Raw genomic sequence first — 16,115 nt, 5'->3', positions numbered from 1 at the left:
AGGCTCTCGAACATCAGCCCCCGGCATGCGGGATTCCGATGGAACGAGAGGCGAACGGTGGATGACGCCCGGCTTCGCCGGGCGTCATCGGTCCCGGCCGCCGAGAAGGGCTGACGGCCGATCGCGAAAGAGTGAGGGAAAGAGCGAGGTCAGACCCACGTGTCCAGCCACATCCGCGCCCGCCACTGATCCAACGGAATCGGCGTAGCCGTATAGATCGGCCAGAAATAGATGAAGTTCCAGACGATCAGCAGCACCAGGCAGCCCGCCGCCACCGCCCCGAACGTCCGGCGTCTCTCCGTGGAGCCCTTCGGGCCGATGATCGCGCCGATCATCATCGCCACCGCCAGGCACAGGTAGGGGACGAAGACGACGGCGTAGAAGAGGAAGATCGTGCGCTCCTGGTAGAGGAACCAGGGGACCCAGCCCGCGGCGACGGCGCAGGCGATCGCGCCGGCGCGCCAGTCGCGGCGGAAGGCCCAGCGCCACAGGACGTAGACGAGGGCGAAACAGGCGGCCCACCACAGGAGGGGGGTGCCGAGGGCGAGGATCTCCTGGGCGCACTTCTCCTTCGTGCCGGCGGGGCAGCCGGCGGTGCCGGGGGCGGGGGACTCGTAGAAGTAGGAGACGGGGCGGCCGAGGACGATCCAGGACCAGGGGTTCGACTCGTACGTGTGGGGCGAGGTGAGGCCGACGTGGAACTTGTACACCTCGGTCTCGTAGTGCCACAGGCTGCGCAGCCACTGCGGCAGCCAGGACCAGGTGCCGCCGCCGGTCGGGAGGGCGTCCTGCTTCTCGGCCCAGTCGCGGAAGTAGCCCTTGCCGGTGACGATCCAGCCGGTCCAGGTCACCAGGTACGCCGCGAGGGCCACCGGCACCACCGAGACGAACGCGGGCACCAGGTCCTTCTTGACCACCGCGAGGTACGGGCGGACCGCGCCGGCCGTGCGGCGGGCGCCGACGTCCCACAGGACCGTCATCAGGCCGAAGCCGACCATCACGTACAGGCCGTTCCACTTGGTGGCCGCCGCGAGGCCCAGCATCACGCCGGCCGTGATCCGCCAGGGGCGCCAGCCGAGCCGCAGGGTCTCGGCGACCTCGGCGTCGGGGCGGAGTACGCCCTCCTCGTCCTCGGGCAGTGCGGCGGCGAGACGTTTCCGGGAGCGGTCGCGGTCGAGGACCAGGCAGCCGAAGGCGGCGAGCACGAAGAACATCAGGACCTGGTCGAGCAGGGCCGTGCGGCTCATCACGAAGTGCAGGCCGTCGACGGCGAGCAGCAGGCCCGCCAGGCAGCCGAGGAAGGTGGAGCGGAAGAGGCGGCGGCCGATGCGGCACAGCATCAGGACGGAGAGCGTCCCGAGCAGCGCCACCATGAACCGCCAGCCGAACGGCTCGAAGCCGAAGATCTTCTCGCCGAGGCCGATGACCCATTTGCCCATCGGCGGGTGGACGACGTAGCCGGGGTCGGTGGGGATCAGGACCGAGCCGGGGTCCTTGAGGATCGTCTTGTCGATGTCCTTGGGCCACGCCCCCTCGTACCCCTGGTTGATCAGGGCCCACGAGTCCTTGGCGTAGTACGTCTCGTCGAATATCACCGCGTGCGGCTTGCCCAGGTTCCAGAACCTGAGCACCCCCGCGACCGCCGCGACGAGCAGCGGGCCGCCCCACGCGGACAGTCGCCACAGCCGGTCGGCCGCCGCCGGGCCGAGCCCGAGCAGCGACATGACCCGCGGCGAGGGCCGGGTGTACGGCGGGTCGAGCCGGTCCCTGGTGCCGAGGGAGAGCGTGCCGGTGGCGGGCGGACGGTAGCCGAAGCGACGCAGCCGCAGCTGCCACGAAGAGGACTCGGCCACGGTCGGCGCCATGGTGTGCTGGCCCTCCAGGGCCTCGGGTGCGGTACGGGTCACCGCGCCATCGTAGGGACTGCGCCTGTGCGCGTCGCCTGTACGGGCGGGGAGTCACGTTCGTGCCGGTGAGGACGGGACCCCCGCTCCTGGGAGGATGGACCCGTGACAGGAACGCTGGTACTCGCAGGCACCCCCATCGGCGACATCGCGGACGCCCCGCCCCGGCTCGTCGCCGAGCTGGAGGGCGCGGACATCGTCGCGGCCGAGGACACCCGCCGGCTGCGCGGACTGACCCGCGCGCTCGGCGTGCACACCACCGGGCGGGTCGTCTCCTACTTCGAGGGGAACGAGTCGGCCCGTACGCCCGAGCTGGTCGAGGCGCTGGCCGGCGGCGCCCGGGTGCTCCTGGTGACCGACGCGGGCATGCCGTCCGTCTCCGACCCCGGCTACCGGCTCGTCGCCGCCGCCGTAGAGGCGGACATCAAGGTGACCGCCGTCCCCGGCCCGTCCGCCGTGCTCACCGCGCTCGCGCTCTCCGGGCTCCCCGTCGACCGGTTCTGCTTCGAGGGCTTCCTGCCGAGGAAGGCGGGGGAGCGGCTCGGCCGGCTGCGGGAGGTCGCGGCCGAGCGGCGCACCCTCGTCTACTTCGAGGCCCCGCACCGGCTCGACGACACCCTCGACGCCATGGCCGAGGTCTTCGGCGCCGAGCGCCGCGCCGCCGTCTGCCGCGAGCTGACCAAGACGTACGAGGAGGTCAGGCGGGGCCCGCTGGGCGAGCTGGCCGCCTGGGCGAAGGAAGGGGTACGCGGCGAGATCACGGTCGTCGTCGAGGGCGCCCCGGAGACCGGCCCGGAGGAGCTGGACGCGGCCGAGCTGGTGCGCAGGGTGCGGGTGCGCGAGGAGGCGGGGGAGCGGCGCAAGGAGGCGATCGCGGCGGTCGCCGCCGAGGCGGGGCTTCCCAAGCGGGAGGTCTTCGACGCGGTCGTGGCGGCAAAGAACGCGTCGTGAAAAAGGCCGGGAAGCCCCAGGAGAGCCCCGGAAACGGTAAAGGGCTAACCTGAAAGGCAAAGCCGAAACCGGCGCCGGGAAGCTTCGCAGGGCGCTTGGCAAGGGAAGGCCAAAAAACCTTTCACGGTCCTTCCATGGTTTCCCTCGTGCTGATGCGCTCCGGCCCGAAAAGGCGTCCACTGGACCAAGTGGAGAGGAGCTGGGCATGAGCGAGATCACCGGCACCGGCATACCCGTCGCCCATGAGGCGTACGCCTTCGCCTGCATGCGCTGCGGATACGGCTGGGAGCAGGCGTACGACATCGAGCACCACGTCGACGCCGCCGGCCAGGAATTCGTCGTCTACAAGGCCGACGGCGAGCGGGTGCCGTCCCCGCTGTCCCGTCCCACCTGCATGAACTGCGGCGGCCACGTCGTCCGGATCATGCGCGCGGGGCAGGTGGCGTCGATGCTCGACATGATCGCCGCCACCGAACGGCACCAGCACGGGGCCCGGGCCACCAAGCCCGTGTCGCCGGCCGGGCCGATCGGTCAGGAGCTGACCGAGGAGGACACCGCCGCCGAGACCCCGCCGGTGCCGCACCACTGGCACCTGTCGGACCTGTTCCACCCCTTCCGCAAGAAGTGATCCGCGGGAGGTAGCCCGCTTTCGCCGGAGGAAAGTTTTCGCGGGGGCGCTCATGGCTTCGTACGATCGGGTCCATGAGTGCCAAGGACGCCCCGCCGCCGCTGCCCGAACCCCTCCTCGTGGAGGTCGCGGACTCGCACACCCACCTGGACATGCAGTCCGGCACCGTCGACGAGGCGCTGACCAAGGCCGCCGCCGTCGGCGTGACGACGGTCGTGCAGGTCGGCTGCGACGTGAAGGGCTCGCGGTGGGCCGCCGAGACCGCCGAGCGGTACGAGAACGTGCACGCGGCCGTCGCCCTGCACCCGAACGAGGCCCCCCGGATCGTGCTCGGCGACCCCGACGGGTGGTCCCGTCAGGGGGCCCGGGAGGCGGGCGGCGACGCGGCGCTCGACGACGCGCTCGCCGAGATCGACCGGCTCGCCGCCCTCCCGCATGTCCTCGGCGTCGGCGAGACCGGCCTCGACTTCTTCCGTACGGGCCCCGAGGGCATGGCCGCGCAGGAGCGTTCCTTCCGTGCCCACATCGAGATCGCCAAGCGGTGGGGCAAGGCACTTGTCATCCACGACCGGGAGGCCCACGCCGACGTTCTGCGCGTCCTCGACGAGGAGGGCGCCCCCGAGCGGACCGTCTTCCACTGCTACTCCGGCGACGCCGCGATGGCGGAGATCTGCGCCGCCAAGGGCTACTACATGTCCTTCGCCGGCAACATGACCTTCAAGAACGCCCAGCCGCTGCGGGACGCGCTCGCCGTCGCCCCCCTCGACCTCGTCCTCGTCGAGACCGACGCGCCCTTCCTCACCCCGGCGCCCTTCCGCGGCCGCCCCAACGCCCCGTACCTGATCCCGGTCACCGTCCGGGCGATGGCCGCGGTGCGCGGCATCGACGAGAACGCGATGGCGGAGGCCCTCGCCGTGAACACGGCCCGCGCCTTCGATTACTGATGCATAACACTTACGCCGTGTAGTCGCGTCGTTTTGGAGAGTGACAGCGGCCGGGGCTAGGGTCCCGGCCTCGTGAGCACTTCTCAGGGCGGTCACCGCGCCGGACGGCGGGGCGCCGCGGCCACGCTGCCCCTCCACGAGCAGCCCACCCTCCCCCAAGCTCTCGGCTCCGCTCGAGCAGGGGGGACCCCCATCGCCCCTCTGGCCCCGCCCCCGGCCGTTCCCCCGCAGGGCCGGGCCGCCGCCCGGCGCGGGGCCCGGCGCCGCAAGGCCGCCCGGCCCGCCGGGGACGGGCTGCGGCGACTCCTCCCGCAGGCCCTCGTCGTCGCCTTCCTGGCCGGCGGCACCAGCGCCTTCGTCGCCGACGACAAGGAGATCCGGCTCTCCGTCGACGGCGTCCCCCGCACCCTGCACACCTTCGCCGACGACGTCGGGGAACTCCTCGCCGACGAGGGCCTGACCGTCGGCGAACACGACCTCGTCGCCCCCGCCCCCGGCGAGGAACTGTCCGCCGGCGACGAGATCGTCCTCCGGTACGGACGGCCGGTCGCCCTCACCCTCGACGGCCACCGCCGCCGGGTGTGGACCACCGCCGACACCGTCGAGGGCGCCCTACGCCAGCTCGGCGTCCGCGCCGAGGGCGCCTACCTCTCCGTCTCCCGTTCCGCCGCGATCTCCCGCACCGGCCTCGCCCTCGACGTCCGCACCGAACGCGCGGTCACCTTCCTCGCCGACGGGCGCGAGCGGACCGTCCGCACCAACGCCGCCACCGTCGCCGAGGCCCTCGACGAGGCCGGGATCACCCTCGGCGGCGAGGACACCACCTCCGTGCCGGGCGACGCCTTCCCCCGCGACGGGCAGACCGTCACCGTGCTGCGGATCACCGGCTCCACCCAGACCCGCGAGGAAGCCGTCCCCTACGCCGTCGAGCGCGTCCGCGACCCCGGGCTCTTCGCCGGCACCGAGGTCGTCGAACGGCAGGGCTCCCCGGGCCTGCGCCGGATCACGTACCACCTGCGGTCCGTCAACGGCGTCAAGCAGAAGCCGCGCCGCACCGGCGAGGAACTCGTCCGCGAGCCGGTCTCCCGCAAGGTCCGCGTCGGCACCCGCCCCCTCCCCACCTCCGTCTCCGGCGCCGACGGCCTGAACTGGGGCGCGCTCGCCGCCTGCGAGTCCGGCGGCCGCCCGAACGCCGTCGACCCCTCGGGGACGTACGGCGGCCTCTACCAGTTCGACCCCGGTACGTGGCGCTCCCTCGGCGGCACCGGCGTCGCCCAGGACGCGCCCGCCGCCGAGCAGACGTACCGGGCGAAGAAGCTGTACGTGCAGCGCGGCGCGGGCCCCTGGCCGCACTGCGGGCGCAGGCTCTTCCGGTGAGCCGCCGGACAGGGCCTAGGCTGTACCGGTGAGCACCACCACCGGCCCCGACGGCCCCGACGCCCTCCTCGGCCCCGCCGACATCCGTGAGCTGGCCGCCGCCCTCGGCGTGCGCCCCACGAAGCAGAAGGGCCAGAACTTCGTCATCGACGCCAACACCGTCCGGCGCATCGTCCGCACCGCCGGGGTGCGCCCGGACGACGTGGTCGTCGAGGTGGGGCCCGGACTCGGCTCCCTCACCCTGGCGCTCCTGGAGGCCGCCGACCGGGTGACCGCCGTCGAGATCGACGACATCCTCGCCGCCGCGCTGCCGTCGACGATCGCCGCCCGGATGCCGGAGCGGAAGGACCGCTTCGCGCTGGTCCACTCCGACGCCATGCTCGTCCAGGAGCTGCCGGGCCCGCCGCCGACCGCGCTCGTCGCCAACCTCCCGTACAACGTGGCCGTGCCCGTCCTCCTCCACATGCTCGACCGCTTCCCGACCATCGAGCGGACCCTCGTCATGGTCCAGGCCGAGGTCGCCGACCGGCTCGCCGCCGGACCGGGCAACAAGGTGTACGGGGTCCCCTCCGTGAAGGCGAACTGGTACGCCGAGGTCAAGCGCGCAGGCGCCATCGGCCGCAACGTCTTCTGGCCCGCGCCCAACGTCGACTCGGGCCTCGTCTCCCTGGTCCGCCGCACCGAGCCGATCGCGACCACCGCCGCCAAGGAAGAGGTCTTCGCGGTCGTCGACGCGGCCTTCGCGCAGCGCCGCAAGACCCTGCGGGCCGCCCTGGCGGGCTGGGCGGGCTCTCCGGCTGCCGCCGAGGAGGCGCTGGTGAAGGCCGGGATCTCGCCGCAGGCGCGCGGCGAGGCGCTGACGGTGGAGGAGTTCGCGCGGATCGCGGAGGCGAAGGCATGAGCGGCGTGACCGTACGGGTCCCGGCCAAGGTCAACGTGCAGCTGGCGGTCGGCGCCGCCCGCCCCGACGGCTTCCACGACCTCGCCAACGTCTTCCTCGCGGTCTCGCTGTACGACGGGGTGACCGCCACCCCCGCCGGGGAACTGACGGTCACCTGCGAGGGCCCCGACGCCGACAAGGTCCCCCTCGACCGCACCAACCTCGCCGCGCGCGCCGCCGAACTCCTCGCCGCCCGGCACGGCCTCTCCCCGGACGTCCACCTCCACATCAGGAAGGACATCCCGGTGGCCGGCGGCATGGCGGGCGGCAGCGCGGACGGCGCGGGCGCGCTGCTCGCGTGTGACAGGCTCTGGGGCCTGGACTCCCCGCGCGCCGAGCTCCTGGAGATCTGCGCCGAACTGGGCTCGGACGTCCCCTTCAGCCTGGTCGGCGGGGCGGCGCTCGGCACAGGGCGCGGCGAGAAGCTGACGGAGCTGCCGGTGGGCGGCGCCTTCCACTGGGTCTTCGCGGTCGCGGACGGCGGCCTGTCGACCCCGGCGGTGTACGGCGAGTTCGACCGCCTCGCGGAGGGCGTCGACGTCCCCGTACCGGCCGCGTCCCCGGCGCTCCTGGAGGCGCTGGCGGCCGGTGACACCACCGCCCTCGCGGGCGCCCTCGCCAACGACCTCCAGCCGGCCGCGCTGTCCCTGCGGCCCGCCCTCGCCGCGACCCTCACGGCCGGCACGGAGGCGGGCGCCCTCGCGGCCCTGGTCTCCGGCTCCGGTCCGACGACGGCGTTCCTGGTGAAGGACGCGGAGGCGGCGGCCGCGGTGGCCGCCGCCCTCACCGCCTCGGGCACCTGCCGCACGGCGAGGGCGGCGACGTCCCCGGCGCCGGGCGCCACGGTCCTCTAGACCCCGCCCTTTTCAGCCCTTGCCCTGGACCTTGTCCTCGGAGAGCCGGGCGAGCAGCAGGTTCGGGTCCGGGTCGGTCATGTTGAAGAAGGCCGCGCTGTTCACGTAGACCTGCTTGCCGCGCACCGCCACGGAGGTCGGGTTGTCGAGCCCGTCCTCCTCGGTGAGCACCGTCTTGTGGGTGCCGTCGGACCGTACGAGTTCCACCTCGTCGGCCTCGATCCGCGCGGCGAGGACGGTGTCGCCGTGCCCGGTGAAGGCGAAGTCGTCGATGAACGGGAGCCCCGTCGCCCGGGTCTCGACCGGGCCCGCGGCGTAGTCGGGTCCGGGGCCGACCGGGATGCGCAGCAGTGTGCCCTGGCCGCTGTTGGAGACCCAGACGGCACCGTCGTGGACCTGGAGGCCGTTGGCCCCGAAGGGGATCTGCGCGGTGGGTTCGAGCGCGGCGCCGGTCGCCCAGGCCGTCGGCGTGCCCCCGCTCACCGGGAGGCTCCACACGGTGCCGAGGAGCGAGTCGGCGACGTAGAGGGTGCCGCACTTCTCGTCGAGGGCGAGCCCGTTGGGGAAGGCGTTCTCCGGGAGGAAACCGATCTGCGTCGTCTCGCCGGTGCCGGGGTCGACGCGCCAGACGCCCGTCTCCTCCGTGCCGGTGATGTAGTTGACGTACAGCGTCCCGTCGTGGGCGCGGGCGATGCCGGTGACGACGGCCCCTCCGACGGGCGTCTGCGCGTCCGGCACGTCGGGGAGGGTGGCGAGGATCTCCGTCACGCCCTGCTTGTCGACGCGGGCGACCTGGCGGGCGAAGGCGAAGGTGATGTCGGCGGAGCCGTCGGGTTCGAGGGCGATGCTCTCCGCGTTCTGCCCGCTCGCGGCGCTGAAGTGGGCGAGGATCCGCGGGTCCGTCACGGTCGGGTCGCCGGCGGACGCGGGTCCCGCGGCGAGCAGGGTGAGGGCGGCGGTGGCGACGGCGGCCAGGCGTGGGACGTGGGGGATGCGTGGGACGCGGTGCATGAAGGGCCTCTCCTTGCGGGGCACCGGGGAGGTGCCGACTCCACACGAAGATGACCGCCCGCCGCCCGGCGGACCGGGGAGCCCGGCCACGGGGTCGCCCACGCGGTGGATCACGCCCCCGTCATTCGTACGCAGGAGCGAGCCGGTTCCGTCACATCTCGTCGATCTCGGTGAGGTCGATGTCGATGGGGAAGGGGGCCGAGAGCTTCAGCCGGTCGCGGTGGATGCCGGTGCAGGCATAGGTCTTGGTGACCGGGTCGAGCTCGTAGACATGGACGACGGCGTGGTCGTCCTCGCCTTCCATCTCCACGAGCCAGAAGTGCTCGATGCCCGCAGCCGCGTACTTGCTCGGCTTGGTGTCGCGGTCCCGGGCCTCGGACTCGGGGGAGACGACCTCCACGGCGAGGACGACGTCGGCGACGGGGTACGACGTCTGGGCCCAGCTCTTGACGGCGCTCTTGCGCACGACCAGGACGTCGGGCTCGGGGCCGTTGCGCCGGTCGATGACCACGGTCATCTCGCTGTCGACCCTCAGCTCCGGCGGCACGCCGGCATGGAGCCCCATCCGGAGCAGGAAGATCATCGCGCTGTGGAATCGGCGCTGAGGGCTCACGAAGACCAGGCTCCCGTCGATCATCTCGGTGTGCGGCGGGAGGCCGGGCAGGGTGAGCAGGTCGTCGACCGTCCAGCCGTCCTGCGGCGGCCTCGGCCAACGCTCGGCGCACTCGTGCTCCGGCCTGGTCGTGGGCTCGGCGGTCATGGTTCCTCCCATGGGCGGGATTCTTCGGCCTGCCGTCCACGGTAGCCCCCGGGTCCCGATCGCGTCATCACAAAGAGTGACCGCGCCGCCCGTTTGGTGTCGCCGTCTACCCTGGACGTCGATCGATCCCCCCGCACTGGAGTCAACGTGGCCGTCAACCTGGTCAATGTCGAGAACGTCAGCAAGGTGTACGGCACCCGTGCCCTGCTCGACGGAGTCTCGCTCGGCGTCTCCGAGGGGGACCGGATCGGGGTCGTGGGGCGCAACGGCGACGGCAAGACCACCCTCATCCGGATGCTCGCCCGGCTGGAGGAGGCCGACACCGGCCGGGTCACCCACAGCGGCGGCCTCCGCCTCGGGGTGCTCACCCAGCACGACTCGCTCGACCCGAAGGCGACCATCCGCCACGAGGTCATCGGCGTCATGGCCGACCACGAGTGGGCCGGCAGCGCCAAGATCCGCGACGTGCTCACCGGCCTCTTCGGCGGCCTCGACCTGCCCGGCTTCGAGCAGGGCCTCGACACCGTCATCGGCCCGCTCTCCGGCGGCGAGCGCCGCCGCATCGCGCTCGCCAAGCTGCTCATCGAGGAGCAGGACCTCATCGTCCTCGACGAGCCGACGAACCACCTCGACGTCGAGGGCATCGCCTGGCTCGCGGGACACCTCCAGGCCCGCCGCTCGGCGCTCGTCTGCGTCACCCACGACCGCTGGTTCCTCGACCAGGTCTGCACCCGCATGTGGGACGTGCAGCGCGGCACGGTGTACGAGTACGAGGGCGGCTACTCCGACTACGTCTTCGCCCGCGCCGAGCGGGAGCGGATCGCCGCCACCGAGGAGGTCAAGCGGCAGAACCTGGTCCGCAAGGAGCTGGCCTGGCTGCGGCGCGGCGCCCCCGCCCGCACCTCCAAGCCCCGCTTCCGCATCGAGGCGGCCAACGCGCTCATCGCGGACGTGCCGGAGCCCCGCGACACCAGCGAGCTGATGAAGTTCGCCAACGCCCGGCTCGGCAAGACCGTCTTCGACCTGGAGGACGTGACCGTCACCGCCGGACCCAGGACGCTGCTCCAGCACCTCACCTGGCAGCTCGGCCCCGGCGACCGCGTCGGACTCGTCGGCGTCAACGGCGCGGGCAAGACCTCACTCCTGCGCGCCCTCGCGGAAGCCGCCGCCTCCCAGGGCGAGAAGCAGCCGCCGGCCGGCCGGATCGTCGTCGGCAGGACCGTCCGGCTCGCCTACCTCTCCCAGGACGTCGCCGAACTCCCCGCCCAGCTGCGCGTCCTGGAGGCCGTGCAGCAGATCCGCGACCGGGTCGACCTCGGCAAGGGCCGCGAGATGTCCGCCGGGCAGCTCTGCGAGCAGTTCGGCTTCGGCAAGGAGAAGCAGTGGACGCCGGTCGGCGACCTCTCCGGCGGCGAGCGCCGCCGCCTCCAGCTGCTCCGCCTCCTCATGGACGAGCCCAACGTCCTCTTCCTCGACGAGCCCACCAACGACCTCGACATCGAGACCCTGACCCAGCTGGAGGACCTCCTCGACGGCTGGCCCGGCTCCATGGTCGTCATCTCCCACGACCGCTTCTTCCTGGAGCGCACCACCGACCGCACCTTCGCCCTCCTCGGCGACCGGACCCTGCGGATGCTGCCGCGAGGCATCGACGAGTACCTGGAGCGGCGGCAGCGGATGATCGAGGCGGCCGCCCCGGCGCCCGTCGCCGCGCCCCCGCAGGAGAAGACCGGCGTCTCCGCCGCCGACGCGCGCGCCGCCAAGAAGGAGCTCCAGAAGGTCGAGCGGCAGCTGGACAGGATCTCCGAGAAGGAGGCGAAGCTCCACGCGCAGATCGCCGAGAACGCGACCGATTTCGAGAAGGTCGCGAAGCTCGACGCCGAGTTGCGGGAACTGTCCGGAGAACGTGAAGACTTGGAGATGCGCTGGCTGGAACTGGCCGAGAACGCATAACGAGGGCATCACGGGCCGGTCCTCCCTTGGGTACAAGGGACGGACCGGTCTCTTTTGCGCCACCGCGCGAGTGGTAGAAAGAAAACCCGCTCACAGCAAGGGGGAAGCGCTGATGACCCAGCCGCCCAGCAACCAGCCGCCGGGGGGCTTCGGAGCTCCCCAGGACCCGAACGCGACCCCGGGCGGTACGCCGCCGGTCCCGCCGCAGATGCCGGCCAAGCCGCCGCAGATGCCGCCGGTCCCGCCGCAGGCCCCGGCCCAGCCGCCGACCGCGCCCGCCCAGCCGTCCGCCCAGCCGTCCGCCCAGCCCGGTTACGGCTACCCGCAGCAGGCGCCGCAGCCCGGCCCGTACGGCTACCCGCAGCAGGCCCCGCAGCAGCCGGGCCCGTACGGCCAGCAGCCGCCGCAGCCGGGGCCGTACGGCCAGCAGCCCGGACCGTACGGGCAGCAGCCGGGTCCCTACGGGGGCTACCCGGGCCAGACCCAGCCGATGTACCCGGCCGCGCCCGCCCCGGCCGGCGGCTCCGGCGGCGGCCCGTTCAAGGGCCGCACGGGGCTCGTCGCGGCCGTCGCCGCGGGTGTCGTGGCCATCGCCGCCGTCACCACCTGGGCCGTCGTCGGCGGCAAGGGCGACGACGAGCCGTCGACCGTCGCCCAGCCGTCGACCAGCAGCTCCGAGACCGCCACGGCGCCGAAGCCGACCGAGTCCGTCGACCAGGGCGACGGCTCCGGCGACGGCGGCGAGGACGGCAAGGGCGGCGCGGACGACCTCAACGCGGCCCGCCAGGAAGGCGAGGCGAAGGTCAACTTCCTCGTCACCAACGACGTCGACCTGCCCCGCAACGGCTCCGAGGTCTTCGGCCCCTGGATCGTCGGCGACACCGTCGTCAAGGCCATGTACAAGGGCATCTCCGGCCACTCCCTCTCCGACGGCGCCAAGAAGTGGCAGATCGACGTGCCGTTCAAGCTGTGCGCCGCCCCCGCCCAGCCGGGCGCCGACGGCGTGATGGTCTTCGGGTACGAGGAGAGCGCCAAGGACGGCGCCAAGTGCACGATGCTCCAGCAGGTCGACCTCAAGACCGGCAAGGCGGGCTGGAAGAAGGCCGTGCCGAAGCCGACGGGCCTCTTCGCCTTCTCCGACAACACCCTCGCCATCGGCGGCAACACGGTGACCGCCGCGGGCAGCAGCAGCGCCTACGGCTTCTCCCTCACCGACGGCCGCCAGCTCTTCACCGGCCCCACCGAGGGCTGCAAGCCGTACGCGTACGCCGGTGACGCCACCAAGCTGATCTCGGCCAACCAGTGCCGCACCGCCGACGTGAGCAAGGAACAGCACACGGTCAGCGAGGTCGACCCGAACACGGGCAAGGCCAAGTGGACCTACCGGCTCCCCGCCACCTGGGAGGTCGACAAGGTCTACTCGGTGAACCCGCTGGTCGTCTCCACCTTCCAGCGCGAGCAGAAGAAGTGGTCGGTCGTCGCCCTCGACGGCAACGGCAAGCTGCGCTCCACGATCGACGGCGGCAAGGACAAGTACGCCCCGCGCTGCGGCGGAGGCTTCGTCATCTTCGGCCGCAACCTCCAGGGCTGCACCGGTGTCGCCGCCGGCGGCGACACCTTCTACATGGCGACCGACACCAAGTACGGCACCTCCAACGAGGTCGTCGCCTTCGACCTCGACACCGGCAAGGCCAAGTGGCGTTCCAAGGCGCCCGAGGAGCAGTCGATGACGCCGCTGCGGATGGAGGGCGGCGAGGTCCTCGTCTACGTCTCGCCCAAGTACGACAAGGGCGGCGCGACCGCGACGATCGCCCCGACCGGCGGTGACCCGAAGATCCTCCTCAAGCACCCGGTCGGCGTCTCGTCGATCGAGAACAGCTTCTTCAGCGCCGGATACGCCTACGGCAACGGCACGCTCGTGGTGGCGGCCGGCCGGGTCTCCGGATCGAACGACGAAGAGGAGAAGCAGGCCAAGACGATGATGGGCTTCAGCAAGTGACCCAGCCACCTCAGCCGCCGAACCAGCCGCCGAACCAGCCCCCCGGCGGTTACCCGCCGCCGGGCGGCTACGGCGCCCCGCAGGACCCGGCCCAGGGGGGCTACGGCGCCCCGCAGCCCCCCGCCCAGGGCGGCTACGGCGCACCGACGCCCCCGCCCCCGCCGCAGGGCCAGCCGGGCGGCTACGGCCAGCCGCAGGCCCCGCAGCCCGGTTACGGCTACCCGCAGGCCCCGGCCCCGCAGCCGTACCCGCAGCAGTACCAGCAGCCGGTCCCGCCGCCGTACGGGCAGCCGAACCAGCCCCAGCAGCCGTACGGTTACCCGACCGTGCCGCAGCAGCCCGTCCCGGCCGCGCCGGGCGGGCGGAAGAAGCTGTCGGCGCAGGCCCAGATCATCATCGCGGCGGTCGTGGCCGTCGCCCTGATCGTCGGCGGCGGCATCTGGTACGCCAACTCCGGCCCGGACACGCCCACCGACGCCAAGGGCACCGGCGGCCAGTCCTCGACCGGCGGCGGCGGTGATGCCACCGGGGGCGGCTCCGGCGATTCCGGCGGCGGTTCCGGCAACGGCCTCGGCGGCGACGGCAAGGAGAAGCCGGGCGCGAAGACCCACGCCCGGCTCGCCTTCCGCGTCGACGTGCCGCAGGTGCCCGACAGCACGCCCGTCGACGGCTCCTGGCTCACCGACAAGACGTATGTGAAGACGGGCGTCAACTCGGTCGTCGGCTACGACATCGACAAGGGCACGGTCGCCTGGACCCTGGCGCTGCCCGGCCAGGTCTGCGGCGCGTCCCGGCACATGACCGACGACCGCAAGGTGCCGATCCTCTTCGAGGAGAAGAAGCGCGTCGCGCCCCGCTACTACCAGCCCTGCAACCAGGTCGGCATGGTCGACCTGAACACCGGCAAGCTCCTCTGGTCCGCCTCGGTCAGCGCCGGCGGCGACGAGAAGGCCCGCTTCAACGAGGTGACGCTCAGCGGCGGGACCGTCGCCGCCGGCGGCACCGACGGCGGCGCGGCCTTCGACGCGGCCACCGGCAAGGTGCGCTGGAAGCCGCAGTCCAACGACCAGAACTGCTTCGACATGGGCTACGGCGGCGGCGCCGGTCTCGTCGCGGCCCGCAAGTGCGGTGCGTACGGCTCCCAGTACGTCCTCGTCCAGAACCTGGACCCGGTGTCGGGCAAGAAGCTCTCCGAGTTCAAGATGCCGAAGGGCGTGGAGTACGTGGGGATCGTCTCGACCAAGCCACTGGTCGTCGCCGCCAACATCTCCCGCGCGGCCACCGACGGCAGCGGCATCTCCGACTTCTTCTCGATCGACGAGAAGACCGGAAAGCTGCGGACCAAGATCACGGCCGACGCCAAGCGCTACGCGGCCCGTTGCGGTGCCACCACCGTGGAGGACTGCTCCCAGGCCCTCGTCGGCAACGACCGGCTCTACCTGCCGACCGAGGAGCACGACGGCTCCACCGGCGAGTACCGCGACAAGACCAACGAGATCGTCGCCTTCGACCTCTCCAACGGCCGCATGGCGCCCGAGAAGGCCGACGCGGGCGACGGGTACACGCTGATGCCGCTGCGCATGGACGGCGGCGACCTCATCGCGTACAAGGAACCCCCGTACGACAAGGGCGGACAGATCGTCTCCGTCAACGCGGGCACGATGAAGGAGACGCTGCTCCTGGAGACCCCCTCGGACCGGGCGAACCGGCAGATCGAGACCAGCTTCTCCCTCACCGGCGCCGAACTCCTCTACGGCGACGGCCGGTTCTTCATCTCGGCCACCTACGCGAGCAAGACCCGCGCGTCCGAGAGCAGTTACGGCAAGCGGTACCACGCGGTCTCCTTCAGCACCAAGGGCTAGACGGCACCCGCGACCGACGAGGAAGGGCCTCCCCGGACCACCGGGGAGGCCCTTCCCGTGCGTGTACCCCTTTCGTGGGGCGGCGAATGACGCCCCGTCGGGCGGGGGAGCGTGTAGCTTGCCGGGTCAGAGGTGCCGGGGGACGGCACGCCCGGGGACTGGGGGAAGACGGGATGGGCGTACGGCTCGTGGTCGTGGACGACCACCGCCTGCTCGCGGAGGCGCTCGCCTCGGCGCTGAAGCTGCGCGGGCACCGGGTGCTCGCGGCGGCCGCGCCGACGGCGGGGGCGGCGGAGGTCGTGGTGGGCCGGGCCCCGGAGGTCTGCCTCTTCGGCACGGCGGCCCCGGCCGGGCCCGGCACCTTCGAGCCGGTCGCGCGGATCAAGCGGGAGCGGCCGCAGGTGGCCGTGGTGGTGCTCGGCCCGGTCCCGTCGCCGCGCGGGATCGCGGCGGCCTTCGCGGCCGGCGCGTCCGGCTACGTCCGGCACGACGAGCGGATCGAGGGCGTCGAGCGGGCACTCCTCAAGGCCCGCGCGGGGGAGGCGGCGGTGGCCCCGGCGCTCCTCGCGGGCGCCTTCGCGGAACTCCTGAACCCGGCGGCCCAGCCGGACGACGAGGCCCAGCGCCTGCTCCGCCTGCTGACCCACCGGGAGGTGGAGGTCCTGGTCCGGGTGGCGGAGGGCGAGGACACCCGCCTGATCGCGGCGGGCATGGGCATCGCCCCAAGCACGGCCCGCACCCACGTCCAACGGGTCCTGATGAAACTCGGCGTCGGCTCCCGCCTGGAAGCGGCGGCCCTGGCGGCCCGCACGGGCCTCCTGGAGCGGGCGGCGCCGGACCGGCGCGCGCCGCACTGACCCTTCGAAGCGCGCGGGTCGGAACCACGACGTTGACTCCGATGTTCGGTTGTGGTTCTTTGTGCGTGGTTCTGT

Annotated in this window: 13 protein-coding genes; 10 read left to right on the top strand and 3 right to left on the bottom strand. The window is 72.6% G+C overall.

The window, feature by feature from the left end; genetic code table 11:
• Positions 1–149: 149 nt before the first annotated feature.
• The gene (locus QK442_RS06705) at positions 150–1,865 is read right to left on the bottom strand and encodes a phospholipid carrier-dependent glycosyltransferase (RefSeq protein ID WP_282693116.1); all 1,716 of its coding nucleotides are present in this window, start codon (positions 1,863–1,865) and stop codon (positions 150–152) included.
• Positions 1,866–2,009: 144 nt separating this feature from the next.
• Between QK442_RS06705 and rsmI the strand changes: the two genes are divergently transcribed.
• The 6 genes from rsmI (at position 2,010) to QK442_RS06675 (ending at position 7,598) form a co-directional block, all read left to right on the top strand.
• On the top strand, positions 2,010–2,855 hold the full coding sequence (rsmI, locus tag QK442_RS06700) for a 16S rRNA (cytidine(1402)-2'-O)-methyltransferase (protein WP_282692908.1): 846 nt from the start codon (positions 2,010–2,012) through the stop codon (positions 2,853–2,855).
• 205 nt (positions 2,856–3,060) lie between these two features.
• Positions 3,061–3,483, top strand: coding sequence for a hypothetical protein (locus tag QK442_RS06695; protein ID WP_282692907.1), 423 nt, complete (start codon positions 3,061–3,063; stop codon positions 3,481–3,483).
• Positions 3,484–3,557: 74 nt separating this feature from the next.
• Positions 3,558–4,427, top strand: a complete 870-nt coding sequence (locus QK442_RS06690; protein WP_282692906.1) for a TatD family hydrolase — start codon at positions 3,558–3,560, stop codon at positions 4,425–4,427.
• Between the two features lie 72 nt (positions 4,428–4,499).
• Positions 4,500–5,804, top strand: coding sequence for a resuscitation-promoting factor (locus QK442_RS06685; protein ID WP_282692905.1), 1,305 nt, complete (start codon positions 4,500–4,502; stop codon positions 5,802–5,804).
• 28 nt (positions 5,805–5,832) lie between these two features.
• A complete protein-coding gene (gene rsmA / locus QK442_RS06680; RefSeq protein ID WP_282692904.1) occupies positions 5,833–6,705 on the top strand; it encodes a 16S rRNA (adenine(1518)-N(6)/adenine(1519)-N(6))-dimethyltransferase RsmA in 873 nt (290 codons plus the stop codon).
• Positions 6,702–7,598, top strand: coding sequence for a 4-(cytidine 5'-diphospho)-2-C-methyl-D-erythritol kinase (locus tag QK442_RS06675; protein WP_282692903.1), 897 nt, complete (start codon positions 6,702–6,704; stop codon positions 7,596–7,598). The genes rsmA and QK442_RS06675 overlap by 4 nt, the downstream gene beginning before the upstream one ends.
• Before the next feature lie 12 nt (positions 7,599–7,610).
• On the opposite strand, the gene QK442_RS06670 is transcribed toward QK442_RS06675, so the two are convergent.
• Positions 7,611–8,609: an SMP-30/gluconolactonase/LRE family protein gene (locus QK442_RS06670; RefSeq protein ID WP_282692902.1), complete on the bottom strand. Its 999-nt coding sequence runs from the start codon at positions 8,607–8,609 to the stop codon at positions 7,611–7,613.
• 151 nt (positions 8,610–8,760) lie between these two features.
• On the bottom strand, positions 8,761–9,369 hold the full coding sequence (locus tag QK442_RS06665) for a Uma2 family endonuclease (RefSeq protein WP_282692901.1): 609 nt from the start codon (positions 9,367–9,369) through the stop codon (positions 8,761–8,763).
• A 147-nt stretch (positions 9,370–9,516) separates the two neighbouring features.
• Between QK442_RS06665 and QK442_RS06660 the strand changes: the two genes are divergently transcribed.
• The 4 genes from QK442_RS06660 to QK442_RS06645 all read left to right on the top strand — a co-directional run bounded on the left by QK442_RS06660 (position 9,517) and on the right by QK442_RS06645 (position 16,040).
• Entirely contained in the window at positions 9,517–11,322 is a 1,806-nt protein-coding gene (locus QK442_RS06660) for an ABC-F family ATP-binding cassette domain-containing protein (RefSeq protein WP_282692900.1), read from the top strand.
• Positions 11,323–11,434: 112 nt separating this feature from the next.
• Positions 11,435–13,321 (top strand): PQQ-binding-like beta-propeller repeat protein, encoded by a 1,887-nt coding sequence (locus QK442_RS06655; protein WP_282692899.1) that lies wholly within the window; start codon positions 11,435–11,437, stop codon positions 13,319–13,321.
• Positions 13,318–15,183, top strand: coding sequence for a PQQ-binding-like beta-propeller repeat protein (locus tag QK442_RS06650; protein ID WP_282692898.1), 1,866 nt, complete (start codon positions 13,318–13,320; stop codon positions 15,181–15,183). Before QK442_RS06655 ends, QK442_RS06650 begins: the two co-directional genes overlap by 4 nt.
• A 173-nt stretch (positions 15,184–15,356) precedes the next feature.
• Positions 15,357–16,040, top strand: a complete 684-nt coding sequence (locus tag QK442_RS06645; protein WP_282692897.1) for a LuxR C-terminal-related transcriptional regulator — start codon at positions 15,357–15,359, stop codon at positions 16,038–16,040.
• The last annotated feature ends 75 nt before the right edge of the window (positions 16,041–16,115 follow it).

Origin of the sequence: Streptomyces sp. CC208A (genome assembly GCF_030010625.1) — a bacterium.
Lineage (GTDB): Bacteria > Actinomycetota > Actinomycetes > Streptomycetales > Streptomycetaceae > Streptomyces.
This window is presented reverse-complemented; position numbering and strand designations above follow the sequence as displayed.

What these genes read in the sequence shown, in the direction of transcription:
- QK442_RS06665 (WP_282692901.1), bottom strand. Translation starts at nt 9,369, where the DNA reads ATGACCGCCGAGCCCACGACCAGGCCGGAGCACGAGTGCGCCGAGCGT.
- QK442_RS06695 (WP_282692907.1), top strand. Translation starts at nt 3,061, where the DNA reads ATGAGCGAGATCACCGGCACCGGCATACCCGTCGCCCATGAGGCGTAC.
- QK442_RS06690 (WP_282692906.1), top strand. Translation starts at nt 3,558, where the DNA reads ATGAGTGCCAAGGACGCCCCGCCGCCGCTGCCCGAACCCCTCCTCGTG.
- QK442_RS06670 (WP_282692902.1), bottom strand. Translation starts at nt 8,609, where the DNA reads ATGCACCGCGTCCCACGCATCCCCCACGTCCCACGCCTGGCCGCCGTC.
- QK442_RS06655 (WP_282692899.1), top strand. Translation starts at nt 11,435, where the DNA reads ATGACCCAGCCGCCCAGCAACCAGCCGCCGGGGGGCTTCGGAGCTCCC.
- QK442_RS06645 (WP_282692897.1), top strand. Translation starts at nt 15,357, where the DNA reads ATGGGCGTACGGCTCGTGGTCGTGGACGACCACCGCCTGCTCGCGGAG.
- QK442_RS06675 (WP_282692903.1), top strand. Translation starts at nt 6,702, where the DNA reads ATGAGCGGCGTGACCGTACGGGTCCCGGCCAAGGTCAACGTGCAGCTG.
- QK442_RS06705 (WP_282693116.1), bottom strand. Translation starts at nt 1,865, where the DNA reads ATGGCGCCGACCGTGGCCGAGTCCTCTTCGTGGCAGCTGCGGCTGCGT.